General features: G+C 72.4%; 23 protein-coding genes. 11 read left to right on the forward strand and 12 right to left on the reverse strand.

Annotation, left to right across the window (positions count from 1 at the left end; all coding sequences use genetic code 11):
* Positions 1-32 precede the first annotated feature (32 nt).
* From ABT154_RS10135 to ABT154_RS10180, 10 genes are all read left to right on the forward strand, one after another.
* Complete coding sequence (locus ABT154_RS10135) at positions 33-2,186, forward strand: right-handed parallel beta-helix repeat-containing protein (RefSeq protein ID WP_351855293.1); 2,154 nt, start codon at positions 33-35, stop codon at positions 2,184-2,186.
* Complete coding sequence (locus ABT154_RS10140) at positions 2,183-3,049, forward strand: hypothetical protein (RefSeq protein ID WP_351855296.1); 867 nt, start codon at positions 2,183-2,185, stop codon at positions 3,047-3,049. The genes ABT154_RS10135 and ABT154_RS10140 overlap by 4 nt, the downstream gene beginning before the upstream one ends.
* Positions 3,046-4,395 (forward strand): hypothetical protein, encoded by a 1,350-nt coding sequence (locus tag ABT154_RS10145; RefSeq protein WP_351855298.1) that lies wholly within the window; start codon positions 3,046-3,048, stop codon positions 4,393-4,395. Before ABT154_RS10140 ends, ABT154_RS10145 begins: the two co-directional genes overlap by 4 nt.
* Before the next feature lie 41 nt (positions 4,396-4,436).
* Entirely contained in the window at positions 4,437-5,189 is a 753-nt protein-coding gene (locus tag ABT154_RS10150; RefSeq protein ID WP_351855770.1) for a TetR/AcrR family transcriptional regulator, read from the forward strand.
* A gap of 78 nt (positions 5,190-5,267) precedes the next feature.
* Positions 5,268-7,517 carry a molybdopterin oxidoreductase family protein gene (locus ABT154_RS10155; RefSeq protein WP_351855300.1) on the forward strand — a complete coding sequence of 750 codons (2,250 nt, stop codon included), beginning with the start codon at positions 5,268-5,270 and terminating at the stop codon, positions 7,515-7,517.
* A gap of 134 nt (positions 7,518-7,651) precedes the next feature.
* Positions 7,652-9,079 (forward strand): CitMHS family transporter, encoded by a 1,428-nt coding sequence (locus ABT154_RS10160; RefSeq protein WP_351855773.1) that lies wholly within the window; start codon positions 7,652-7,654, stop codon positions 9,077-9,079.
* A 152-nt stretch (positions 9,080-9,231) separates the two neighbouring features.
* Positions 9,232-9,879, forward strand: a complete 648-nt coding sequence (locus ABT154_RS10165; RefSeq protein ID WP_351855303.1) for a hypothetical protein — start codon at positions 9,232-9,234, stop codon at positions 9,877-9,879.
* A 127-nt stretch (positions 9,880-10,006) separates the two neighbouring features.
* Positions 10,007-10,723, forward strand: coding sequence for a class F sortase (locus ABT154_RS10170; RefSeq protein WP_502969479.1), 717 nt, complete (start codon positions 10,007-10,009; stop codon positions 10,721-10,723).
* Between the two features lie 287 nt (positions 10,724-11,010).
* Positions 11,011-12,402, forward strand: coding sequence for an aldehyde dehydrogenase family protein (locus ABT154_RS10175; protein WP_351855306.1), 1,392 nt, complete (start codon positions 11,011-11,013; stop codon positions 12,400-12,402).
* Positions 12,403-12,421: 19 nt separating this feature from the next.
* On the forward strand, positions 12,422-13,510 hold the full coding sequence (locus tag ABT154_RS10180) for a Zn-dependent alcohol dehydrogenase (protein ID WP_351855308.1): 1,089 nt from the start codon (positions 12,422-12,424) through the stop codon (positions 13,508-13,510).
* A gap of 104 nt (positions 13,511-13,614) precedes the next feature.
* On the opposite strand, the gene ABT154_RS10185 is transcribed toward ABT154_RS10180, so the two are convergent.
* From ABT154_RS10185 to ABT154_RS10230, 10 genes are all read right to left on the reverse strand, one after another.
* Complete coding sequence (locus tag ABT154_RS10185) at positions 13,615-14,547, reverse strand: PDR/VanB family oxidoreductase (protein ID WP_351855310.1); 933 nt, start codon at positions 14,545-14,547, stop codon at positions 13,615-13,617.
* A gap of 4 nt (positions 14,548-14,551) precedes the next feature.
* Complete coding sequence (locus tag ABT154_RS10190; RefSeq protein WP_351855313.1) at positions 14,552-16,003, reverse strand: purine-cytosine permease family protein; 1,452 nt, start codon at positions 16,001-16,003, stop codon at positions 14,552-14,554.
* Positions 16,000-16,317, reverse strand: coding sequence for a Rieske (2Fe-2S) protein (locus ABT154_RS10195; RefSeq protein WP_317875321.1), 318 nt, complete (start codon positions 16,315-16,317; stop codon positions 16,000-16,002). The genes ABT154_RS10190 and ABT154_RS10195 overlap by 4 nt, the downstream gene beginning before the upstream one ends.
* The gene (locus ABT154_RS10200) at positions 16,314-17,225 is read right to left on the reverse strand and encodes an iron-containing redox enzyme family protein (RefSeq protein WP_351855315.1); all 912 of its coding nucleotides are present in this window, start codon (positions 17,223-17,225) and stop codon (positions 16,314-16,316) included. Before ABT154_RS10200 ends, ABT154_RS10195 begins: the two co-directional genes overlap by 4 nt.
* A complete protein-coding gene (locus ABT154_RS10205; RefSeq protein ID WP_351855317.1) occupies positions 17,222-18,028 on the reverse strand; it encodes a dihydrodipicolinate synthase family protein in 807 nt (268 codons plus the stop codon). Before ABT154_RS10205 ends, ABT154_RS10200 begins: the two co-directional genes overlap by 4 nt.
* 25 nt (positions 18,029-18,053) lie before the next feature.
* Positions 18,054-18,608 carry a DUF6190 family protein gene (locus ABT154_RS10210; RefSeq protein ID WP_351855319.1) on the reverse strand — a complete coding sequence of 185 codons (555 nt, stop codon included), beginning with the start codon at positions 18,606-18,608 and terminating at the stop codon, positions 18,054-18,056.
* Positions 18,598-19,776, reverse strand: a complete 1,179-nt coding sequence (locus ABT154_RS10215; protein WP_351855322.1) for a pyridoxal phosphate-dependent aminotransferase — start codon at positions 19,774-19,776, stop codon at positions 18,598-18,600. The genes ABT154_RS10210 and ABT154_RS10215 overlap by 11 nt, the downstream gene beginning before the upstream one ends.
* 220 nt (positions 19,777-19,996) lie before the next feature.
* A complete protein-coding gene (locus tag ABT154_RS10220) occupies positions 19,997-20,698 on the reverse strand; it encodes a DsbA family oxidoreductase (protein WP_332434250.1) in 702 nt (233 codons plus the stop codon).
* Between the two features lie 72 nt (positions 20,699-20,770).
* A complete protein-coding gene (locus ABT154_RS10225) occupies positions 20,771-21,565 on the reverse strand; it encodes an MBL fold metallo-hydrolase (RefSeq protein ID WP_351855325.1) in 795 nt (264 codons plus the stop codon).
* A 72-nt stretch (positions 21,566-21,637) separates the two neighbouring features.
* The gene (locus ABT154_RS10230) at positions 21,638-22,576 is read right to left on the reverse strand and encodes a DMT family transporter (RefSeq protein ID WP_317875314.1); all 939 of its coding nucleotides are present in this window, start codon (positions 22,574-22,576) and stop codon (positions 21,638-21,640) included.
* A gap of 123 nt (positions 22,577-22,699) precedes the next feature.
* Here ABT154_RS10230 and ABT154_RS10235 point away from each other — a divergent pair, with 123 nt between their 5' ends.
* The gene (locus tag ABT154_RS10235; protein WP_351855328.1) at positions 22,700-23,362 is read left to right on the forward strand and encodes a TetR/AcrR family transcriptional regulator; all 663 of its coding nucleotides are present in this window, start codon (positions 22,700-22,702) and stop codon (positions 23,360-23,362) included.
* Between the two features lie 42 nt (positions 23,363-23,404).
* Here the strand turns inward: ABT154_RS10235 and ABT154_RS10240 are convergent, their stop codons facing one another.
* Both ABT154_RS10240 and ABT154_RS10245 read right to left on the reverse strand, forming a co-directional pair.
* Positions 23,405-24,157 carry a TetR family transcriptional regulator gene (locus tag ABT154_RS10240; RefSeq protein WP_351855330.1) on the reverse strand — a complete coding sequence of 251 codons (753 nt, stop codon included), beginning with the start codon at positions 24,155-24,157 and terminating at the stop codon, positions 23,405-23,407.
* Positions 24,158-24,370: 213 nt separating this feature from the next.
* Positions 24,371-25,285, reverse strand: a complete 915-nt coding sequence (locus tag ABT154_RS10245; protein ID WP_351855332.1) for a DMT family transporter — start codon at positions 25,283-25,285, stop codon at positions 24,371-24,373.
* Between the last annotated feature and the right edge of the window lie 47 nt (positions 25,286-25,332).

Genomic DNA, 25,332 nt, shown 5'->3' on the forward strand with positions numbered 1-25,332 from the left:
AAGAAGATGAACAATGCTCTACTCTCACGCGCATGTCCTGGACCCGAAGGTTCGTCCTCGCGCTCACCGCGGTGCTCACGGCACTCGCCGCGGCCCTGCTCACCGCACCCGGGGCCCAGGCCCACGAGGAGCGGCCCGTCACCTTCCCCGACGGCTCCGGCAGCGTGCCGAAGCTCCGCACCGGGGAACCCGACCTCCTCGTCTGCAAGACCGACCGGACCGACTTCGCCCGTCGCGTCTCCGGCTTCCCCGCCACCCTCAAGGCCCGCAACCTCGCCCTCTTCGAACGCTGCGCCCGCAGCGGCTACCGCCACCTCCAGCAGGCCGTGGACGCCGTCGACCGGCCCGGCCTCACCATCGCGATCCTCCCCGGCCTCTACGAGGAGGAGCCCTCCCTGCCGCCGCCGGCCGGAGCCTGCGCCACCCTCAAGGCCCCCAACTCCGCCCTCGGCTACCAGATCCTCAGCTACGAGCAGCAGCGGCAGTGCCCGCACAACCAGAACCTCGTCGCCATCCTCGGCAAGAAGGACCTCCAGATCGAGGGCACCGGCGCCTCCCGGCTCGACGTCGTCATCGACGCCAAGTACCGCAAGCTCAACGCCGTGCGCGCCGACGGCACCGACGGCGTCTACTTCCGCAACTTCACCGCCCAGCGCACCACGTTCAACTCGCTCTACGTGCTCGCCGCCGACGGCTTCGTCATCGACGACGTCCTCACCCGCTGGAACGACGAGTACGGCTTCCTCACCTTCGCCTCCGACCACGGCCTCTACAAGAACTGCGAGTCCTACGGCAACGGCGACTCCGGCATCTACCCCGGCTCGGCCTCCAACATCAACAACGGCCGCGGCTACGACGTCCCCCGCTACTCCATCGAGATCACCGGCTGCCGCAGCCACCACAACATGGTCGGCTACTCCGGCACCGCCGGAGACTCCGTCTGGGTCCACGACAACGAGTTCGACCACAACATGGGCGGCGCCTCCATGGACTCCGCCTTCCCCGGCCACCCCGGACTGCCCCAGAACCACGCTCACTTCGAGCGCAACCTGATCCACGACAACAACTCGAACTACTACCCCTACGTCGCCGACGGAACCTGCGCCAAGCCGCCCGTCGACCGCGGCTACGAACAGGGCGTCGTCTGCCCCCAGATCTCCATGCCCCCCGGCACCGGCATCATCACCGCCGGCGGAAACTGGAACCTCTACGAGAACAACTGGGTCTACGGCCACCAGCGCGCCGCCTTCTTCCTCAACGCCGTCCCCGCCTTCATCCGCGGCGAGTCCGCCTGGGGCAAGCAGACCGACACCTCCCACCACAACCGCTACGCGGACAACCACCTCGGCATCGACAAGGCCGGCAACTCCCGCCCCAACCGCAGCGACGTCTGGTGGGACGGCCAAGGCGGCGGCAACTGCTGGCAGACCGACGCCGGAGCCGCCAGTCCCGGCGCCCTGCCCGGCTGCGGCGCCCGCCGCGGCGAGGTCTCCGGCAACACCGACCGGCTCGTCGGCGAACCCGTCAAACTCGCCCAGCTCCTCGTCTGCGCCGACTACAACGTCCAGGCCCGCCGCCTCCCCGCCGGCTGCGACTGGTACGGCGCCCGGGGCATCCAGCGCGTCGAGACCCAACTCGCCCTCGGCAGCGCCCTTGTCCTCGCCCTGGCCGGCTTCGCCCTCTGGTGGCGCCGCCTCCGCGGCAGCAGGATCGCCACCGTCGCCTCCCTCCTCGGCCTGGCAGGCCTGGCCCTCGACGTGGCCGGCTCGACCCTCGCCCTCACCCCGACCGTCGTCCCGGCCCTCGCGCTGCTCCTCACCGGCCTGTGGTGGACCCTCCTGGGCCTCGCCCTCCGTCCCACCCGCCCGGTCCTCGCCTGGACCACCGTGGCCCTCGGCGCCCTCACCCTCCTCGACGCCTTCGACAAGGCGGTCCTGATGGTCCCGGGCATCCCCGTGAGCCCGGCCTGGCTCCGCCTGCTCCTCGGTGTGGTGTGGGTCCTGTGGGCCGTGGTCGCCGCCGGCGCCCGCACCCCGAACCCGTCACCCGAAACCCCGTCCACCCCCGAAGCCGAACCGGCAGCGGTGCCGGGGTCCGGCTCCGGGGCAGAGTCCGGTTCCGGTCGTGCTCCCGCCCCCGGTTCCGCGCACTCCGAGGCCCGGCCGCACGAGGAGGGGACGGCGTGACCCGCACGCGGCGGGCCGCGCCCCGCCTCCCCCTCGCGCCGCTGGCGCTCGTCCTCGCCGCCGCCGTGACCCTGGTGGGCTGCGGCGGCCGGGCCACCACCCACCACAAGCCCGGAACCAGCCACCAGGAGGACACCGGGAGCAGCGGCACCCTCCTCCCGGCCCGGGACGAGGCCGGGCACCGGCTCAGGGAACTGCCCGCGACGGACGCGCCCACCGTCCGCGCCGACGCCCTCCCCGACAGCGAGGGCGGCTGGAACGTCCACCTCGTCGTGGAGAGGTTCCGCTTCACCCCCGAGAGCACCGGCGGCGCGGCCCTCCCGGGCCGCGGCCATGCCCGCCTCCTCATCGACGGCAAGGAGACCGCCCGCCTCTACGGCCCCTGGGGGTACGTACCGCCCGGCGCCCACACCCTGACCGTCCGGCTCCACGCCGACGACCACACGGTCTGGGCCGTCGCCGGCGCCCCCGTCCAGGCCACCCTCCGCCTGGGCACCGGCCCCACCACCTCGGGCCCTGGCCGGGCCACCTCCCCTCCCGTCGTCTCTCCCTCCGCCACCTCGCCGAGCCCCCGCCCGACCGCTTCCCCCGTGCCCGCCCCCGGCCGCACCGTCACCCTCACCATCACCGGCAAGACCGTCGCACCACCCCCTTCCCGCATCGAGCTCAAGAAGGGCGAACGCCTCACCCTCCGCGTGACCGGCGACCGCGCCGACACCGTCCATGTCCACGGCTACGACCGTGAACTGCCCCTCACCCCCGGCACCCCCGCGACCCTCACCCTCACGGTCGACCGCACCGGTCTCTTCGAGGTGGAGACCCACGAGTCCGGACTCGTGCTCACCCAACTCGTCGTCCGATGACCGGACCCCTCACCCAGGCGGCCACCCAGGCCACCCAGGCCGCCTGGGGCGCCGGGGCCGTCCAGGCCCACGCCCCCGTGGTCGGGACACGGCTCGCCCACGGCATCGGCTCACAGCACGACCTCCCCCTCTCGCCGTTCTACGCCTACGCCGGCGCCTTCGCCGCGCTCCTCATCTCCTTCCTCGCCCTCGGCCTGCTCTGGTCCACCTCCCGCTTCCGCGGGGACCTGTCGGGGCGCCCGCTCCCCGCCGCCCTCCAACGGGTGGCCGACGCCCCCGCCACCCGTACCGCCCTCCGCCTCCTCGGCGCCGCCGGCGCCCTCGTCGTCCTCCTCCACCTCCTCCTCGGCCCCGACGACCCGGACCGCAACCCCGCCCCCGGCGCCCTCTACGTCCTCCTCTGGGTCGGAATCGTCCCCACCTCCCTCCTCCTCGGCCCCGTCTGGCGCCTCCTCAACCCCCTGCGCGCCCTCCACTCCCTTCACCCGCCGCGGACGCCCCACCCCCTTCCCGCCGCCCTCGGTATCCGCCCCGCCGCCGCCGGCCTCCTCCTCTTCACCTGGCTCGAACTCGTCGTCCCCGACAACACCTCCACGGCCACCCTCCTCGTAGCCCTCGGTATCCACACCTCCGTCCAGCTCCTCGGCGCCGCCCGCTACGGCGCCACCTGGTTCGCCCACGCCGACCCCTTCGAGGTCTACTCCTCCCTTCTCGCCCGGCTCTCCCCGCTGGGCCGCCGCTCCGACGGCCGACTGGTCATCCGCTCCCCCTTCCACGGCCTCGACGCCACCCCCCAGACGCCCGGCCTCGTCGCCACCGTCTGTGTCCTCCTCGGCTCCACCGCCTACGACGGCCTCTCCGACAACCCCCGCTGGATCACCACCCTCCAGACCTCACCCCTCGGACCCACCCCCACGGCCACCCTCGGCCTCCTCGCCGCCGTCGCCCTCGCCGCCTCCTGCTACGGACTCTGCGCGGGCGCCCTGCGCCTCGTGAACCGCACCGTCACCAACCCGCTCACCTCCTTCGCCCACTCGCTCCTGCCCATCGCCCTCGGCTATCTCGTCGCCCACTACTTCTCGCTCTTCGTCACCGAGGGGTCACGCACAGTCATCTTGGCAGGGGGCACTGACAACGCCCTCGCACCCGCCCCACCACTGGGCCCCGGCGGCCTCGCGACGCTCCAGGTCTCGGCGATCGTCACCGGTCACGTCCTCGGTGTGATCGCCGCCCACGACCGGTCGGTCCGCCTCTTCCCGCCCGACCGCGCCGTCGCCGGACAGCTCCCGCTGTTCGTGCTGATGATCGCGTACACCCTCGGCGGAATCGGCCTGCTGATCGCCTGAAGCCGATGCCCGACGCCCGACCGCCCGACGGGAGCGGCATCATGGTCCCCGTGCCCCAGACGCGAACCCAGACCCCGCCCGTGCTCCGCCGCGCCCCCGTACAGCAGCGCAGTGCCGAGCGGCTCGCCCGGATCCTCGACGCCTGCGCCGTCCTGCTCGACGAGACCGGGTACGAGCAGCTGAGTACCCGTGCGGTCGCCGGCCGCGCCGGAGTCCCCATTGGCTCCGTCTACCGCTTCTTCGGCAACAAGCGGGCGATGGTGGCCGCCCTCGCCCACCGCAACCTGGACGAGTACGCCCGGCGGATCTCGGACCGGTTCGCCGAGGCGCCGTTCCTCGACGCGCAAGGGGCCATCGACGGCGTCCTGGACGAGTTCATCGCGATGAAGCGGACTGTCCCCGGCTTCGCGCTCATCGACTTCGGGGTGCCCGCCGGGGCGCCCGGGGAGAGCGCGGGCGGACGCGACGAGGCGCGCGGCGGCCCTGCGGGGCGCGACCGCGAGGAGCCTTCCGGAGGCGAGGGCGACGACCGGGCCGGAGGCGGCGGTGAGAGCGCGGCCGGGATCGACGTCGAGGATCCCAACCGGCTGGTCGCCGAGCGGATCTGCGCCCTGATCGCCGCCCATCTGCACCGGCCCGCCGACGACGACCTGCGGCGGAAGGTCCTGGTCGGCGTCGAGACCGCCGACGCCCTCGTCAGGCTTGCCTTCCGTACCGACCCCGCCGGAGATCCGGCGCTCGTCGACGAGACCCGCCAACTGCTCTACGCCTATCTGGTCCCCTCGCTCTCGTAACCTCCCGCAGACCCCTCCCTATACGTGCCTACCGGTCGGTATGCTCGGCGCCACCCGACGCCGCCCCAGGGAGACTCCATGTCCACCGCCCTGCGCATCTGTCCCCTCTGCGAAGCGACCTGCGGACTCACCCTGACGATCGAGGGGACCCGTGTCACCGGGGCCCGGGGCGACCGCGACGACGTCTTCAGCCGGGGCTTCGTCTGCCCCAAGGGCGCCGCCTTCCCCGAGATCGACGCCGACCCGGACCGGCTGCGCGGCCCGATGGTCCGCGTGGACGGCCGGCTCCGCGAGGCCACCTGGGAAGAAGCCTTCGACACGATCGCCGCCAGAATCCGACCGCTGATGGAGGAATACGGCCCGGACGCCGTGGGTATCGTCCTGGGCAACCCCAATGCGCACACGATCGCCGGCTCGCTCTACCCGCCCCTGCTGATCGGCGCGGTGCGCACCCGGAACCTCTTCACGGCGTCCACGCTCGACCAGATGCCCAAGCACGTCTCCAGCGGCCTGCTGTTCGGAGACCCCTTCGCCGTCCCCGTGCCGGACCTGGACCGCACCGATCACCTGCTGATCCTCGGAGCCAACCCGCTGGACTCCAACGGCAGCCTGTGCACGGCCCCCGACTTCCCCGGCAGGCTCAAGGCGCTGCGCCGGCGCGGCGGCACCCTCACCGTCGTCGACCCCCGGCGCACCCGCACCGCCCGGCTCGCCGACCGGCACGTCCCGATCCGCCCCGGCACCGACGCGCTCCTTCTCGCCGCCCTCGCCCACACCCTCTTCGAGGAGGGACTCACCGACCTCGGCCCGCTCGCCGCGCATGTGGAGGGGGCCGAGGACGTGCGGGCGGCGATGCGGGAGTTCACCCCCGAGGCGGTCGCCGACGCCTGCGACGTGGACGCGGACACCATCCGCGCCCTCGCCCGGGAACTGGCCGCCGCGCCCACCGCCGCCGTCTACGGGCGGATGGGCAGCTCCACCGTGGAGCACGGCACCCTCGCCAACTGGCTGGTCGACGTCCTCAACATCCTCACCGGCAACCTCGACCGACCCGGCGGAGTCCTCTTCCCCCTCGCCGCCACCGCACCCGCCCCGCGCCCCGCCGCTCCCGGGAAGGGGTTCGCCCTCGGCCGCCGGCACAGCAGGGTCTCGCACCACCCCGAGGTCAAGGGGGAGTTGCCGCTCGTCGCGCTCGCCGAGGAGATCGAGACACCGGGGGAGGGGCGAATCCGGGCGCTGATCACCGTCGCCGCCAACCCCGTCCTGTCCGCCCCCGACGGCGACCGCCTGGACGCGGCCCTCGCCACCCTCGACCTGATGATCGCCGTCGACCCCTACCTCAACGAGAGCACCCGCCACGCCGACGTCCTGCTGCCGCCACCCCCGCCGTCCCGGAGCGCCCACTTCGACTACGCCTTCAACAACTTCGCCGTACGGAACCAGGTCCGCTACACCCCCGCCGCCCTGCCCCTCGAAGCGGACCGCATGGACGAGTGCGAGATCCACGCCCGGCTGATCCTCGCCGTGTCGGGAATGCACGGCGCCCCGCCGTCCGCCGTCGACCAGCTCGCGATCGACACCACCCTGGCCAAGGCCGTGACCCAGGAGCACTCGCCCGCCCACGGCGTGGACCCGCGGGAGTTCGCGGCGGGGCTGACCGGGGAGACCGGGCCCGAGCGCCGGCTCGACCTCATGCTCCGCCTCGGCGCGTACGGGCTCACCCTCGGCGAGCTGCGGGCGCATCCGCACGGCCTGGACCTCGGTCCGTTGAAGCCGCGCGTGCCGCAGCTGCTCAAGACCCGCAGCGGCCGGATCGAACTGTTCCCCGCGCCGCTGGCAGCCGACCTGCCCCGGCTGCGCGCCGCGCTGCACGCCGTACCCGACCCGGGCACCCTCCGGCTCGTCGGGCGCCGCCATCTGCGCTCCAACAACAGCTGGCTGCACAACACCCCTGCGCTCGGCGGCGGTTCGAACCGGTGCACCCTCCAGGTGCACCCCGAGGACGCGGCCCGGCTGCGGCTGACCGACGGCGGGCTCGCCCGGGTGAAGGGCGAGGGCGGCGAGCTGGAGGTGCCCGTCGAGGTGAGCGACGGCATGCGGCCGGGAGTGGTGAGCATCCCGCACGGCTGGGGTCATGACCGGAGCGGCACCCGGCTCTCGGTGGCGTCCACGCGCCCCGGGGTCAACGTCAACCAGTTGCTGGACGGCTCCCGGATCGACCCCCTGTCGGGCACCGCCGTGCTGAACGGCTTTCCCGTACAGGTGTCACCCGTGCTGCCGACCCCGCCGGGGGAGCGGCGCCCGGCCCCGTCCGAGGCGCAGTTCTGATCACCACCGCCTTGACCTGGGGTTTTGCTCGTATTGCTCACGCGTCAACATCTTGTTAACAGCGGAAGAGGACACCTACCGTCATGCGGACCGCCACTCGGCGGCAGTTCAACGGTGAACGTGAGGTGTCCTCCATGCTGACCGTCCTCGGCTTCGCCATGATCGCGACCTTCCTGGTCCTGATCATGATGAAGAAGATGTCGCCGATCGCGGCGCTCGTACTCATTCCCGCGCTCTTCTGCGTCGCGGTCGGACAGGGGGCCCAGCTCGGCGACTACGTCATCGAAGGCGTCGGCAAGCTGGCGCCGACGGCCGCCATGCTGATGTTCGCCATCGTCTACTTCGGCGTGATGATCGACGTCGGCCTCTTCGACCCGATCGTCCGGGGCATCCTGCGCTTCTGCAAGGCCGACCCGGTGCGGGTGGTCGTGGGTACGGCGGTGCTCGCCGCGATCGTCTCGCTGGACGGCGACGGCTCCACCACGTTCATGATCACCGTCTCGGCGATGTATCCGCTGTACAAGCGGCTCGGGATGAGCCTGGTGGTCATGACGGGTGTCGCCGCGACCGCCAACGGCGTCATGAACACGCTGCCCTGGGGCGGTCCCACGGCCCGCGCCGCGACCGCCCTCAAGCTGGACGCCGCCGACATCTTCGTCCCGATGATCCCGGCGCTCGGTGTCGGCCTGCTCTTCGTCTTCGTCCTCGCGTACGTCCTCGGCCGCCGTGAGCGCAAGCGCATCGGCTACCTCACGCTGGACGAGGCCCTGGTTCCGGAGGCCGAGACCGTGCTGGTCGGCGCGGGTGGCGGCGCCGACGGTACGGGCACGTCGGCGAAGCCGGCCGCCGGTGCCGGTGCCGGTGCCGGTACGGGTGCGGCCGGTGTCGATGGAGACGAAGGAGCGCAGGGTGACGAGGGCTTCCAGGGGCTCGACCCGAAGCGTGCGACGCTGCGGCCCAAGCTGTACTGGTTCAACGCCGGTCTGACGGTCGCGCTGCTCGCCGCGATGATTCTCGAACTGATGCCGATCCCGGTGCTGTTCCTCCTCGGCGCGGCCCTCGCGCTGACCGTGAACTACCCGAACATGACCGAGCAGAAGGCACGTATCGCCGCCCACGCCGACAACGTCCTCAACGTCTCCGGCATGGTGTTCGCCGCCGCCGTCTTCACCGGTGTCCTCACCGGCACGGGCATGGTCAAGCACATGGCCGACTGGCTGGTCGACGCCATCCCCGCCGGCATGGGTCCGCACATGGCGCTGGTCACCGGTGTGCTGAGCCTCCCGCTCACGTACTTCATGTCGAACGACGGCTTCTACTTCGGTGTGCTGCCGGTTCTCGCCGAGGCGGGCGCGGCGCACGGCGTCTCGCCGCTGGAGATCGCGCGGGCCTCGCTGGTCGGCCAGGCGCTGCACATGTCGAGCCCGCTGGTGCCCGCCGTGTACGTCCTCGTCGGCATGGCGAAGGTGGAATTCGGCGACCACACCAAGTTCACGGTGAAGTGGGCCGCGCTGACCTCGCTGGTCGTTCTGGCGGCGGGAATCCTCTTCGGAATCATCTGACCCGGGGTGTGGTGCGGGCCCCGGTCGGGGTCTGAGCCGGACGGGCGACTTCGGAGGGTGGCGTGGGCATGTCGCCACCCTCCGTTCTGTCGTCGTCACAGATAGTCCGATTATCGGTTCGTCTTTGACGATGCCCCTCCGGAGGACCCCGCATGACCGCTCGTACCACCCGCCCCCTCGCCATGACCGCCACGGCCGCCGCGCTCGCGCTCGGCGGGCTCTCGCTCGCCGCCCCGGCCGCCTTCGCCGCCCCCGGCGACAACGGCGATGTGAAGATCCACAAGGTGGGTACGCCCGCCGACTCCCAGAACGACGAGCCGAAGGTCTGCAAGTTCTACCTGGCGGCCTTCAACTTCGACAATCTGCAAGAGGTCGACTGGGAGATCGGCCCGCAGCCACCCAGGGCCGACGGCCCACAGCTCAGCGGCCACATCACCCTCGGCGGCCTCGGCAAGGGCAGTACCGGCCCGTTGTCGTTGCCCGATGGCCAGTACAAGCTCGTCTGGACCTTCGAGGGCGAGAACGGGGCCGGCAAGCACAAGGTCTTCAAGGTCGACTGTCCCGGAGACGTCACGACCGGCGGCAACGGCAACGGCGGCCCCGGTGGCGGCCCCGGCGGGCACGGTCCCGGCAAGCCCCCGCACGGTCCGGTCGGCGCGGGCGGCGGCGGCAGCGCGGACATCGCGGCCCAGGACTCCTCCGCCTTCGGCATCGGGGCGGCCGTCGCGGCCGGACTCGCCGGTACGGCCGGACTGGTCCTGATCCGCCGCTCGCGCCGCCGCGATGATGGCGCCGCGTAGGGCTTCGGTGACGCGTACGGCATCGGCCGCGCGTCGCGGGGCTTCGGTGGCGCGCGGGGCATCGGCGCCGCACGGCCCGTCCCGCCTCTCGCGCAGGCGCCGGCGCCTGTTCCGGCTGGCCAGGACCGTGACGGTGACCGTGGTCCTGGTGGCCGGGGGCCTCTGGTGGGCCGGAGGCGAGGAACCGGCCGACGTACCGCTCGCCGTCGCCCCGGCCGCGCCCGGCGCGGCCGGGGCACGGCCGGCGGCCGGAGCGCCGGCCGGAGCGCCGGCCGGGCTGGACCACAAGGCCGAGGTCCGGGAGGGTGCGGCGAACCGGCCTCCGGCCTCGCCCCGGCCGAAGGCCGCCCCCCGGCCCGTACCGCCGCCCTCGCCGCTGGCCCGTTCGCGTCCCACCACCGTCGCCGTCCCGGCCATCACCATCGAGGCGCCGGTGACCGAACTCGGCCTGGACGCGGCGGGGCGGCTCGCGACTCCGCCCGCCGGCGACCCCCGGGTCGTCGGCTGGTACGCGAAGGGGGTCACCCCGGGGGAGCGCGGAACCGCCGTCGTCGTCGGCCACCGCGACACCCGTACCGGGCCGGCCGTCTTCCTCAACCTCGACTCGCTCAGCCCGGGCAACACCGTCCGGGTCGCCCGCGCGGACGGCAGGGTCGCCGTCTTCACGGTCGACCGCGTCCGGACGTACGCCAAGGCCCACTTCCCCGACAAGGAGGTGTACGGCGCCACCGGGCGGCCCGAACTGCGGCTGCTGACCTGCGGAGGCGCGTTCGACCGCAAGGCGGGCTACGAGGCGAACATCGTCGTCTTCGCCCACCTCACCGACATCGCCCGGAAGATCTGACCGGCGGACCCCAGCCGCGTCCGTCGTTCTCCCCGCCCCGGCGGGCCCACGCCGACCGGCGTGCGCGCCCGCCGGGGCGCGGCGGTTGCTCCGCCGGTGCCGCCGCCCGGCACGATCGACCGGGCCACGGAGAGACCGGGTCGCGGAGACCGGGGCCACGGAGGCCCTCGGCTGTGGAGACCCGGCCCCCCCCCGAGGCCCTGGCGCATGAAAACTAACAGCGCTAGTTTGGTGCGGACGGTGAACCGGTCGCCGACGCACCCGTCGGCAGCGTGAGGAGACAGCGGATGAAGGCGCACGACGCGATGTACATCGGCGGGGAGTGGCGCCCCGCCGTCGGCTCCGACACGATCGCCGTGGTCAACCCGGCGGACGAGCAGGTCATCGGCCATGTCCCGGCCGGCACCGCCGAGGACGTCGACGCCGCCGTCCGGGCCGCCCGCGCCGCCCTGCCCGGCTGGGCCGCGACCCCGCCCGCCGAGCGCGGAGCCCGTATCGCCGCCCTGCGCGACGAGCTCGCCGCCCGCGCGGAGGAGATCGCCGCCACCGTCACCGCCGAACTCGGCGCCCCACCGCAGCTCGCCGCCGCCGTCCACGCCGGACTGCCGATCGCCGTTGCCGGCTCGTACGCGGAACTGGCCGCCGCCCACCCCTTCGAGGAGAAGGTCGGCAACTCCACCGTCCACGCGGAGCCGGTCGGCGTCGTCGGCGCCATCACCCCCTGGAACTACCCGCTCCACCAGATCGTCGCCAAGGTCGCCCCGGCCCTCGCCGCCGGCTGCACGACCGTCCTCAAGCCCGCCGAGGACACCCCGCTCACCGCCCAGCTCTTCGCCGAGGCCGTCCACGAGGCCGGGCTGCCCGCCGGAGTGTTCAACCTGGTCACCGGGCTCGGCCCGGTCGCGGGCCAGGCGCTCGCCGAGCACCCGGACGTCGACCTCGTCTCCTTCACCGGCTCCACCGCCGTCGGCCGCCGCATCGGCGCCCTCGCGGGCGGCGCCGTCAAGCGGGTCGCCCTCGAACTCGGCGGCAAGTCCGCCAACGTGATCCTGCCGAGCGCCGACCTCCCCAAGGCCGTCGCCGTCGGAGTCGCGAACGTCATGTCCAACTCCGGCCAGACGTGCAGCGCCTGGACCCGGATGCTGATCCCCGCCGACCGGTACGAGGAGGCGGTCGCGCTCGCCGCCGAGGCCGTCGCCAAGTACGTCCCCGGCGAGCGCGTCGGCCCGCTGGTCAACGCCAAGCAGCAGCGGCGCGTCCTCGGCTACATCGAGAAGGGCGTCGAGGAGGGCGCCCGGCTCGTCGCCGGCGGCCCCGAGGCCCCGCGCGAGACCGGCTACTACGTCTCCCCGACCGTCTTCGCCGACGTCACCCCGGAGATGACCATCGCCCAGGAGGAGATCTTCGGCCCGGTCGTCTCGCTCCTCCGGTACGAGGACGAGGACGAGGCCCTGGCCATCGCCAACGGCACCGTCTACGGCCTCGGCGGGGCCGTCTGGGGCGAGCCCGAGGCGGCCGTCGCGTTCGCCCGCCGCATGGAGACCGGCCAGGTCGACATCAACGGCGGCCGGTTCAACCCGCTGGCCCCCTTCGGCGGCTACAAGCAGTCGGGCGTCGGCCGCGAACTCGGCGCGCACGGCCTCGCCGAGTACCTCCAGACCAAGTCCCTCCAGTTCTGAGCCCCGAGGAGCCGTCCACGTGAGCACGATCCGCGCCGCCGTCCTGCCCGCCGTCGGCTCGCCGCTGGAGGTCACCGACATCGAGCTTCCCGAGCCCGGCCCCGGCCAGGTCAGGGTCCGGCTCGCCGCCGCCGGGGTCTGCCACTCCGACCTGTCCCTCTCCGACGGCACCATGCGCCTGCCGGTCCCGGCCGTCCTCGGCCACGAGGGCGCAGGCACCGTGGTCTCCGTCGGCGAGGGCGTCACCCATGTCGCCCCCGGCGACGGGGTCGTCCTCAACTGGGCGCCGTCCTGCGGCGTCTGCCACGCCTGCTCGCTGGGCGAGGTCTGGCTCTGCGCCGACGCCCTGACCGGCGCGGCGAACGTCCACGCCCACACCGTGGGCGGCACCCCGCTCCACCCCGGCCTCAACGTCGCGGCCTTCGCCGAGGAGACCGTCGTCGCGGCGCGCTGCGTCCTCCCGGCGCCCGAGGGAGTGCCGCTCACCGACGCCGCGCTGCTCGGCTGCGCCGTCCTCACCGGCTGGGGCGCGGTCCACCACTCGGCCCGGGTCCGCGCGGGCGAGTCCGTCGCGGTGTTCGGTGCCGGCGGCGTGGGCCTCGCCACCCTCCAGGCCGCCCGGATCGCCGGGGCCTCGACGATCGTCGCCGTGGACGTCTCCCCGGAGAAGGAGGAGCTGGCACGGGCGGCGGGGGCCACCGAGTACGTCGTCGCCTCCGCGACCACGGCCAGGGACATCCGGAAGCTGACGGGGGGCCACGGCGTCGACGTGGCCGTCGAGTGCGTCGGCCGCGCCGTGACCATCCGTACCGCCTGGGAGTCCACCCGGCGCGGCGGCCGGACCACGGTCGTCGGCATCGGCGGCAAGGACCAGCAGGTCAATTTCAACGCCCTGGAGATCTTCCACTGGGGCCGGACCCTCGCCGGATGCGTGTACGGCAACTCCGACCCGGCCGCGGACCTGCCGGTGCTCGCCGAGCACATCAGGGCGGGCCGGTTCGACCTCGGCGCCCTCGTCACCGAGCGCATCACCCTGGAGGGCATCCCGGGCGCCTTCGACAACATGCTGGCGGGCAAGGGCGGCCGGGCGCTGGTCGTCTTCCCCTGACCCCTGACCCCTGACCCGTGACCCGTGACCCGTGACTCCTGACCCTGACGACGTGCGGGAGCCCGTACCGGTCGATCCTGCCGGTACGGGCTCCCGCACGTCGATCAGATGTCGAGGACCAGACGTCCGCCGCGCGAGCGGCCCACGCAGATCATCATCGTCGTCCCCGAGGCCTTCTCGTCCTCGCCGAGGACGGAGTCGTGGTGCTCGGGCGTCCCGGCGAGCACCTTCGTCTCACAGGTGCCGCACCAGCCCTCCTCGCAGGAGTACGCGACGCCCGGCACCGCCTCGCGGACGGTGTCGAGCAGGGTCCGGCCGGGCTCCACGCGCAGGGTCAGACCGCTCCGGCGCAGCTCCACCTCGAAGCCGCCCGCATCGATCGCACCCGCCTCGGCCACCGCGTCCGGCGCCGCCCCGAACCGCTCCATGTGCAGCGGCCCCGCCCACCGTTCCTCCACCGCCCGCAGCAGCCCCTCCGGGCCGCAGCAGTACACCGCCGTGTCCGCCGGCAGCCCGGCGAGGACACCGTCCAGGTCGGGCAGCCCCGCCGTGTCCTGCGGGACGAGCGCGACCCCGGCGAGTCCGGCGAGTTCCTCGCGGTACGCCATGGAGGCCAGGCTCCGGCCGCCGTACAGCAGGGACCAGGACCCCGGCGGCAGCGAGCGGATCATCGGCAGCAGAGGGGTGATGCCGATGCCGCCCGCGAGGAACAGATAGTGCTCGGCCGCCACCAGCGGGAAGCGGTTGAACGGGCCGCGCACCCCGAGGACCGTGCCCTCCCCGACCGAGGTGTGGATCTCCTCGGAGCCGCCCCGGCCCGCCGGTTCGCGCAGCACCCCGAGCCGGTACGTGCTCCGGTCGGCCGGGTCGCCGCAGAGCGAGTAGTGCCGGACCGCCCCGGACGGCAGGGTCACCTCCAGATGGGCGCCCGGCTCCCACGGGGCGAGAGCGGCACCCGTGGGGTCGGCGAGCAGCAGCCCGAGGACTCCCTCGGCCTCCCGGAGCACCGAGCGGACCGTCAGCCGGACCATGGACATGGCATCACCTCGAAGCTCGGGACGGCGGCAGCAGCGGCTCGGGCCACACCCGGCAGAGCACCCCGTACAGCACGGCGGCGACCGTGAAGGAGGCCGGCAGGCTCAGATCGACCCCGCCGGTGAGGTCGGTCAACGGCCCGGTGTACAGCGGGTTGTTGACCCACAGGACCCCGACGGCCGAGCCCAGGGCGAAGGCCGTGACCGCACGAGGGTTGACCCCGCCGGCGTACCAGTACCGCCCGCCGCCACCCGTGGTGAAGGTGCGCAGCGCCTCGGCGTCGTACCGGCCCCGGTGCAGCACGTAGCCGACGGAGAGCACCGCCGCCCAGGGGGCGACGACCGTGAGCAGCAGCGTCACGAACGCCGACATCGCGTCCATGGCGTCGTACACCACCGCACCGAGGTACAGCACGGCCGCGGCGAGCAGCGCGACCACCGTGGTCACGGCGGCGCGGGAGGAGCGCCAGAACACGGAGTTGGCGGAGAGCCCGGCCGCGTACAGACAGAGCCCCGCCTGCGGCAGGGTGCCCGCGAAGCCGAACACGACGACCGCCACCGCGAACCAGCCGGGCACCGCGTCCGTCAGGCCCTGGAGCCACGGATCGTCGGGGACCGGGAACAGCGTCGTCACGTACGCGCCGGTGAGCAGCGCGGCGAGACTGCTCAGGAACATGGAGATCCCGCTCGCCCGCACCACCCGGCCGGGGGGCGTCGAGGCCGGCATGTAGCGGGTGTAGTCGCCCTGGAAGGTGGCGTACGAGAGGGGCACGGTCGCGGACGCGGTCGCCGCCAGCAGCCAGGTGTGCAGGGCGCTGTCCAGTGCCAGCGGCCCGCCGGCGTACCCCGGGTCGAAGTCGGGGGCGAGGACGAGCGCGGTGCCGAGCAGGACCGCGCCGCCGGTCACCGCGGTGACCTTGTAGGTGCGGACGAGGGTCTCGTGGCCGCGTACGGCGACCAGCGCGACCGCCGCCGCCGTCACGAACATCGCGGCGGTCAGCGCGCCGGGGCCGGTGGGGGTGGAGAACAGCCGGTGCCCGGCGACCATGACGGCCGTGCCGCCCGTCCACACGGCGATGGCGAAGAAGCCGAGCGCGGTCACCACCGTGAGGAGGTTGCCGACGACCCTGCCCCGCACGCCGAAGTGCGCCCCGCTCGCCACCGGATCGTTGGTGCCGGTACGGACGCCGAAGCGGGCGAGCGGCGCGAGCAGCCCCGTGCCGACGGCGACGCCCACCGCGATGGCGCTCGCCGACGCCCACCAGCCGAGACCGAAGACGACGGGCAGCGCGCCGAGGACGACGGTGCCGAAGGAGAACTGGGCGGACGGCCAGATCCAGCCGAAGTCGCCAGGTGTCGAGGTGCGTTCGGCCTCGGGCACCGGAGCGATGCCGTCGTGGTCGACCGCCGCACGGGGCGACGTCACGGTGGACGCCGCCCCGGTCGGTGTGGTGGTCATGAGGCGCCCCCGGCGGGGGCCGCCCCGGGCGCGTCCTCGCCGGGCAGCACGTCGACCACCCGGAGGGCCGCGCAGCGCGCGCCCGAGGTGCGCTCCCCGCTGGTCAGGTCGAAGGTCGTGTGGTGCAGGGGGCAGGTGATGCGCAGTCTGTCCCCGTCGACCCGGGCGTACTTGAGCCTGCCCCCGCGGTGCGGGCAGACGGCGGCCGCGAGGACCTTGCGGCCGGCGACCTCGACCAGGATCAGTTCCTCGGTCACCTGGCGGACGGCGGGCTCGTCGGACTCCCGCCGCCGCCCGGCGGGCACGGCCGTCATGCGACGGTCTCCCGGGCCCGCGCGATCGCCGTCTCGGTGGCCGTGCCGACGATGTCGGAGGCCAGCCGCACCCCCGCCCAGATCTTGGCCAGGTCGGGTTCGTCGAGGGCGCGTATCGCCGTACGCATGTGGCTGCTGTGGTACGAGTCGATGTACAGGTGCTCGGTGTAGTAGGCGTCGTGGACGATCCCGAGGCGCCGCGCCGCACGGGCGAAGCTCTGGAAGGCGTACAGGACGCTGGTCTCGAAGTAGGCGTACGCGCCCAGGAAGTACTGGGGGGAGGACGCCCGGCTCGCCAGCCAGTGGAACATGTTGACGTAGGCGAAGCACTCCGGGGTGGTCTCGTCGAGGTAGTCGTCGAGGTCCAGGCTCATGTCGAGTTCGGTGAGCAGGTCGCGGTAGAGCTGCGAGTGGGCCTTCTCCTCGTTGCCGCAGCCGAGTTCGTCGATGAGGACCCGGAAGACCGCCATCGCCGAGCGGTACGGCAGCCGGGGGACGACCGGCAGCAGCGACTCGGACTCGGTGAGGCCGTCGAGGGCGAACTGCCGCACCACGGCCTTGAACTGATCGAGCGTCGCGTGCTCGGCCAGGAAGGTGGCGCTCTCGGGGATCGAGGCCTCCTCCTCGGAGAGGAACTCCTTGAGCCCCTGGAGCAGTTCGCCGGCCGAGCCGAAGCGGGGCGCCGAGGTCTCGTACGCCTTCGCCTTGGGCAGGATCCACCGCTCCTCGATCGCGGTCATCGACCCGTAGTCGCCGAGGTTGGGGACGCGCCGGTAGAGGCCGTGCAGCTCGCGCTGGGCGGTCGCGGCCGGGGCCGTGATCGAGTGCGCGACGACCGGCACGGGGGAATCGGTGGCGGTCGAGGCCGGGGACGTGGGGGTGGTGGTGGAGGCGGGGGTGGTGCTCATGCCGCCTTCGCCTCCTCGTGCACGGTCGGGGAGCTGATCACGCCGCGCCGGTGCAGCTCCTTCTTGACCCAGCGGTACCAGTCGTCGAGGAACACGCCGTACCGCTCGCAGACGGTGTTGATCTCCGTCTGGCGGTCCGGGGTGGGGTCGACCAGCATCGCGTTGCACAGACCGGGTTCGAGGTTGGCCAGCGGGCCGATGAAGCCGTCGATGCCGCGGGCGTCGACGAGCAGGTTCTCCCAGCCCTCGAAGACCGGGATGCCGGTGCCGGCCTCGGCCATCTTCCGGGTGAAGGCGGCGTCGCCGCTGGACTCCTTGATGCCGACGATCCCCGGGATCTCCTCGCAGATCCGGATCAGGGTGTCGAACTCGATGCGGTTGCCCGAGAGGGCCTCCTCGTTGTAGAGGAAGATCGGGATGTCGAGGGCCGCGCGGATCGCCTTGTAGTGCTCGACGATCTGGTCCTGCGTCACCTCGGCGCCGAACGGGGTGGTGACGACGATCGCGTCGGCCCCGATCTCGGCGGCCTCACGGGCCCGGTCGATCACGGCCGCGGTGTCGGGGAGCTGGATGCCGGCCAGGACGGGCAGTCCGTCGGCGTGCCGCACGGTGTACGTGACGACGTCCCGCCACTGCGTGGCGTCGAGCTTCCAGCCCTCGCCGGAGGTCAGGGCCGGCATGAGGCCGTTGACCTCGGCGCGGATGTGGTCCAGGAGACGGACCACGCTCTGCTCGTCGACGGTGCCGTGCTCGTCGAGGGGGGTGATCAGCGGGACGACGGTCCCGGAGTAGGTGCCAGGCATGAGTGGGGCGCCCTTCGGAATGTCTTCAGAGGTTGGCGGAGTCGACCGTCAGCACCAGCGAGCGCTGGTAGAGGTCCTCCAGATACGCGGGGAACGAGGGCTCCGCGGCGGTGCCGATCGGTACGACGGGCAGCCCGGCCGCCTTGAGGAGCCGGGGGCTCGCGGTGTGCAGGACGCCGCCGCGGCCGATGACCTGGGCGAGCAGCAGCCGCTCGTGCGCCGGCAGGCCGTCGAGCTCGGGCGTGGTGAACGCCCGGCGGACGTCGTCCTCGTCGTACGGGACCCGGTCGATGGCCAGGTCGGTGTGGAGGACGTCCATGAACGGGTAGTACTCGTCCTGGAGGCCGCGCTCGTACCCCCAGACGAGGTCGTCGCAGCGGCCCACCTGCTCCCAGCTCATGACGACCCGGCCCGCGTCCCCGGCGGCCAGCCGGCCGGCGAAGAAGGCCTTGGCGCCGACACGGACGGCGTCGTCCTCGCTGTGCATGCCCATGAAGAGCGTGGCGTCGATGAACACCGTGGGGGCGTGCTCGCTCGCTTCGGGGGTGCCGGTCACTTCCGGGTTCGCTTCAGGCCGCATAGCGCTCGAGCACCTTCCGCATCCGCTCCATGGCGCCGGCGAACACCTCGGGCTCGCGGGCCAGGGCCAGGCGGACGAAGCGCTCGCCCTTCTCCTTGGTGTTCCAGTAGAAGAAGGTGCCCGGCAGGACGTACACCTCCTCGTCGAAGAGGACGGCCTGCAGCTGGGTGGCGGTCAGGTGCTCCGGCTTGATGCGGAACCAGGCGACGCTGGTGCCCACGACCGGCTCCTGGAACTCCAGGATGGTGCCGTGCAGCGCGGCGCGGGCCGCGTCGCCGTTGGTCTTGATGATGTCGCGGACGGAGGCGAAGCCGTCGGTGATGGAGTCCTCGATGTACTGCGTGACCATGTTGAGGACGAACGGCGAGACGTTCAGCAGGACGCTGGTGTGGAGGTTGTAGACCTCCTCCTGGATGTTCCGGCTGGCCGTGATCATGGCGCACTTGGCGTCCTGGATCGGCCAGGTCTTGCCGGTGTCCTCCATCACCATGTACGTGACGCCGGACTCCTCGAGGAGCTGGTAGATGTCCACCCGGCCGATGCCCTCGTCGCAGAGCGCGAAGGACGCGAAGCAGAAGTCCATCACCAGGACCTTGTCGTGGTCCACGCAGTAGCGGACGACCTCGCGGAAGCCCTCCAGCTTCTCGGCGAGCAGGGTGAACCCGGTGGGGTTGTTGGGGTCGACGAGGTAGATGGCGTCGGCGTCGACCTGCTCGACGAGCCGCTCGTAGATGGCGTCCTTCTCGTGCAGCGCCGACTCGGCGAGCGGGGAGATCGGCACCTGCATGTTGCGGAGCAGATCGACCAGGTTGTCGAAGCAGGGCTCGACGAGCTGGACCGACATCCCGCGCTGCTTGAGGAACATGCCGGCGACCATCGTCGACACGCTGGCGGAGTAGGAAAGGAGGGTGCGGTCCATCGCACGGGCGGTGGGCTGCTGGTGCAGACGGAAGAAGGCGTCGATGAACTGGCGCTCGAAGTGCGCCTGCTGCTTCGACTCGGACTCGTGCCAGAGCTCGGGAAGCCGCGAGACGATCCGCTCCTGGGAAGCGGACTGACGCTGGTGGGTGTGAGCGTCGGCCAGGTTGAACCGGGTCTTCAGGGCTTCGATCTCGTGCTGGGTGAGGTCGACGAACGTGCTGACGTCTGCCTTGTCGGTCAACGACATGAAGAACTCCCGCTGTCGATACGAATCTCCGCCCGGAATTCCGGCGGCGTGAATGACTGTAGGAGCTTCGAGTGCCCTTGCGAATAACGGCCGGGTCACGCAATTAATAATCACCGCGATGTTCTGACGGCGAAAAAAAGGAACGACGGCCAGGCATTCCTCGAATAGGAATGCCTGACCGTCGTTCCCGTTGTCCGGCCGCGTTCCGCGGCTTGTTCAACTATTCAGTGGCGGCCTTCAGCAGGATGTCCTCGTACACCTTCGGGTCGTCCGAGGCGATCACCGGCCAGCCGATGCCGTAAGCCCCCTCCCAGCCCACGTCGATGCCGGGGTTGGCGTGCTCGGAGCCGTCGGGCAGGAACAGGTGCGGGCTGCAGTTCACCCGGTCGCTCTTGGAGAGCGCGGCCTGGTCGGAGAGGGTGCGGCGGGCCCGGCCGTCGTCCAGTGCCTCGGTGAGCGCGTCGACGTCGACGGCGCCCGTCTCGGCGGCCACGTCCAGGATCACCTTGCGGTGGCTGATGCAGCGGGACTCGGCCCAGAAGGCCCGGCGCAGCCCGAGGTCGAGCTGCTCCGAGGCGTTCAGGCTCTGCTCCTTCGCGGCGAGCACCGCCTCGAGGGCGGGCAGCGTCGTCGACGGGTAGAGCCAGTCCTTGGCCTGCCACAGCTGCCAGCCGGCGGCCGGCTCCAGGCTGGCCATCCGGGCGACCTCGCTGTCCGTGCCGGGGCGCGGGCTCGGGGCGTCGTTCAGCAGTTCCAGCGGGAAGGCGCGCAGGTCGAAGGAGACCTGCTCCTCCAGGCCGAGGCGGGCCCGGGTGGCGTGCAGCCGGTGGATGGCGATGTGCGCGAAGGAACACCAGATGTCGGAGAAGACGGTGACGACTCCGCGCGGCGGGGTCAGGTCGGCGGTGGTCGGGTCGGACATGGTTCTCCTCGGTTCGTGCGGCCGGCGGGGCGGAGGCCCGGCCGGCGTTTCGTGCGCGGGCGGAGCGGAGGCTCAGCCGGCGGGGGATTCGACGGCGTCCAGCGCCGCTTCGAGGTCGGCGCCCGGCAGCCAGGCGGGCAGGGCGGGGATACGGGCCATGGCCTCGAAGAGCCGTGGCACGGCGTCCTCGCGGACGGTCGGCCCGTGCGCGCTCAGCAGCTTCGCGGGGCGCAGGGCGGCGAGCTCCCGCACCGGCCGGAGGAATTTCGCCTCGTCGACCAGCGCGGTCCAGGGTGCTATCGCGCGGTTCAGCACCTCGAAGCCGTGGAAGAATTCCTCCTCGGACAGCTCGCCGAACTCCTGGGTTATTTCCTCGACCACGGTACCGAAACTGTCGGAGCTGTAGAGCGTTCCATCGGAATGGTCGAACACGGCAAGAGTTCCGGGTGAATCGAAAGTGGGCGGCCGGTGAAAACTCAGCTCACGGTCCCCGACTTTCACACGGCTTCCCGGGTTCGCAGTGACTACCCGTTCCTGCGGAATGCTGAACTCCTCCGATATTCGCGTCAGTGATATCGCGTTCGCGAGCACCTTCGCGTTCGGCGCGGCCTGAAGGATCCGGGCGAGCGCGCCGGTGTGGTCGCGGTCGTCGTGGGTGACGACGACCCAGCGCAGATCCGCCGGCTCGATGAGCGACCAGAGGGACTCCAGGAAGCCTTCGCGGTCGACGGGCATGCCCGTGTCCACGAGCAGCGGTTCACCGGACTTCAGCAGGAAGGCGTTCACCGGCTGGTCGCCGAGGCCCGGGATGGGCAGTGCCGAGGGAAGGACGTGGAGGTCCGGCCCGGCGGTGTAGGAGGGTTTCATGGCACACCTTTCATGACGCACCGAGCGGGCCGTGGCCCCCGGGTGAGGACCCGGGGGCGGACGCGGCCCCGGTCAGACGAGCTGGATGGTGAGCGAGCCGGCGATCAGCAGGGCGAGGCCGAGGGCGCGCTCCTTGGTGAGCGAGCGCTGCGGGAGCTTGAACAGGCCCTTGTGGTCGATCAGCGCCGAGGTCAGCTGCTGGCCGGTGACGGTCAGGGCGATGGTCACGGCCGCACCGATGGTGGGGATGAGGAGGAAGGTGCCGGTGACGTACGCGGCGGCGCAGGCGCCACCGAGCCAGCCCCACCAGGGCATCTTCTTCAGCGGGGCGATCTTGGGCTTCGGGGTCTTCCGGGTCGCGTAGAGCACGAGCAGGACGACGGCGATGGTGAAGGTCGCCACGGCGAAGCTGATAACGGCGACGGTGATGGGCTCCTTGAGCTGGGCGCGCAGCTGGGCGTTGACCGCGCCCTGTACGGGGAGCACGCCACCGGCGATGACACCGAGCGCGAGCCAGCCGGCCCGGCCGGCGCTCGACATCTTGGGGGCGCCGGGAGGGGCGGCGGCCTTCATGCCCCGGATGATCACGACGATGCCGGCGAGGACGGCCACCGCGCCGACGACGATGCCGATGCTCAGGTCCTTCTGCTCGAGACCGAGGAGACCGAAGAGGTCGAGCGCGAGCGAGGCGAACATCTGGCCGGTGACGAAGAGCCCGACGGCGGCGAGGGCGCCGAGCCGTGGGAAGAGCAGGATGCCGCTGGTGATGTAGAGCGGACTCGCGAGTCCGCCCAGCAGCTGCCAGGGCTCGACGTCGGGCAGTTTGCCGAGCGCGCCGAGGGCTCCGGCCGCGATCGCGAGCACGGTCAGCAGACCGGTGGCGACGCCGAGCTGGATGGTCGAGGCGCCGTACGGGGTGCCGACGGCCGAGTTGAGCTGGAGGTTCACCGAGGCCTGGACGGCCAGGAGGCAGCCGACCAGCAGGGCCGCGGCGAGTAGCGCGGTGTGCATCTTGATCTCCCTGGGGCGGGGATGGCGAGCGGGTAAGTGGACACTGAGTCCGTTTAGCATGCCATGAGAGATGGCAAACGGACAAGGTGTCCACTTAGCCCCGAGGGAAGTAAGGTCTGGTCCATGAGCGACGACGAGCAGCGCGGACGTGGAGCCGCCTCCGTGCACCGGGTCGGCGGGCTCCTTGGTGATCTCCAGGCGGCGGACGAACAGCCGGTCGCCCCGCGCCGGCGGGCGGACGCGGAGCGCAACCGCGCCCTGATCCTGGCCGCGGCGGAGCAGCTCTTCGCGGAGCAGGATCCACGCTCCGTCACCATGGACCGGATCGCCAAGGCCGCCGGGGTGGGCCGCGCCACGCTCTACCGGAGCTTCCCCGACCCCTCGTCGGTCGCCGTGGCGCTGCTCGACGAGCACGAGCGCCGGCTCCAGGGGCAGCTCATCTACGGCCCGCCGCCGCTGGGTCCCGGTGCGCCCGCCGGAGAGCGCCTGGCGGCGTTCTATCTCGCGATGCTCGATCTGCTCGAACGTCATCTGCCGCTGGCGCTGGGGGCGGAGACCGGCCCCGCGCGCTTCCGGACCGGCGCCTACGGCTTCTGGCGCGTGCACGTCCGCACGCTGCTCGTCGGCCACGGCATCCAGGACCCGGACCCGCTGATCGACATCGCGCTCAGCCCGTTGTCACCCGAGCTGTTCCAGTTCCAGCGGCACGAACTCGGCCTGTCGACCGAGCGCATCGGCCGCTCGCTCGCGGACTTCGCCCGGCAGCTGCTGCGCTCGGGGGAGTGAGGGGGCCCGGGTGGCGGCCCGGGCCGGCGCGCTGGGCGGGGGTCAGGGCCGTGGTGCCCTGGTGTCGGCGTCAGGTGCCGCGGTGCCGTGATGCCGGGGACGGGAGCCGCGGTTCCGGGTGGTCGGATGCACCAGGCCCGGCAGGATCAACTCCCAGATGCGGGCGAGTCGTTGTTCGGCCGGCCCGTGCAGGGCGCCGCTCTCGGCGGACGGCCGGGGCCCCCGGGGCTCCCTGGTCTCCTCGGCCGGCCAGGTCTCGTCGGCCGGCGAGCCGGGGGCGCGCATCTCCAGCTCGACCCCGGTGATCACGTACCCGATGAGCGCCGCGACCGCCGTCGCGTCCACGCCGGGCCGCAGCGCTTTCTCCGCCGCCGCGAAGCGCGCGAGGCGGGCCACCTCGCGCCGCCAGGGGCAGTCCCGGGACAGCCCGGGGCCAGGTAACTGGAGTTCGCGCGACAGACGTTCACCGGCCCGCGCCGTCGGGTCCGTCTCGAAGAGCCGGATCAGCGCGTGGGTCGCGATCACCAGCTTGTCGATGGCCGTGCCGCCCACGCCCTCCGTGGACAGGCAGGCCGACTCGACCGTGATGCGGGTGACCGCGCGGGCCCGCACCCGTACCTCCGTCGCCAGATCCGCCTTGGTCGCGAAGTGGAAGACGAGCGCGCCGGTGGTCACCCGTGCGTCGCCCGCGATCCGGGCCAACGACGCCCGTTCGTATCCCATCCCGTCGAAGACCCGTGCGGCCGCCGACAGGATTTCCCGTCTTGTCCGCTCCGCCCGCTGCTGAATCGCCATGAGCTCCCCCGTCGGCTTACGAGAACTGCCGGAGCGTTACGTTCCGGCCTGCGCCTGTGACCGACTCGAAACTATCCGGCCGGGAGGCCATGAAACGTGTCCCCTCGGCCGCCGGGCCGAAACTCGGGCTTGACAGGGGTTTGCCCTCCTGGTCGGGGGAGGCTCCCCGTCATGGACCGGCCGCGAAGTGTCCGGAACCGGGCGTATGCCCTGTCAGGTGGATTCAGCCGTTCCGGCGCTCCCGGAAGCCCGCGCGCGGGAGCGGGAAACAGCCACCCCGGCCAGGCACAGCGCACCCCCGGCGAGGGTGAGCGGCCCCGGCAGCTCACCCAGGAACGCCCAGGCCATCAGGACGACCAGGGCGGGTACGGCGTAGGTCGTCGCGCCCATCCGTCCCGCCGTCGTACGGGCCAGCGCATAGGCCCAGGTGGTGAACGCGAGCGCGGTCGGGAAGACCCCCAGATAGACCATGTTCAGCGTCGCCGACAGCGGCGCCGAACCCACCTCCTCGACCAGCTGCCCGGCGAACGGCAGACACGCCACCGCCCCCACCAGGCACCCGAAGGTCGTCACCTGGAGCGCGCCGGCGTGCGCGAGCGCGGGCTTCTGCGCCACGACCCCGCCCGCGTACGCCACCGCCGCCAGAAGGCAGAGCAGCACCCCGAGCACGGAGGCATGGCCGCCGGAGGAGGCGCCGGACATCGAGAGGCCCACGGTCACCGCGCCCGCGAAGGACACCGCCATGCCCGCGAGCAGCCGGGGCGGCAGCGACTCCCTCAGGAACCGCGCGCCGAGCAGCGCGATCAGGATCGGTCCGATGTTCACCACCATCGCCGCCGTCCCGGCGTCGACCTCCCGCTCGCCCCAGTTGAGCACCACCATATAGACCCCGAACCAGAGCAGGCCCGACACCAGGATCCCCGGCAGGGCGGCCCGGGGCGGCAGCCCCTCCCGCCGGATCAGGAGGACGGTCCCGAGAACCAGGGACCCGGCGAGCAGGCGCCCGAGCGCCAGTGCGCCGGGGGAGTAGGCGGCCCCGGCGCTGCGGATGGAGACGAAGGCGGAGGCCCAGAGGACGACGGTGACCCCGGCGGCGACGAGGGCGAGCCGGGAGGATTGCTTCTGCATGCCCCGACGGTAGGGCGCGGACGGTTCGGCGCTCACCGCAATATCGC

The sequence above is a fragment of the Streptomyces sp. NPDC001728 genome (assembly GCF_040297565.1).
Lineage (GTDB): Bacteria > Actinomycetota > Actinomycetes > Streptomycetales > Streptomycetaceae > Streptomyces.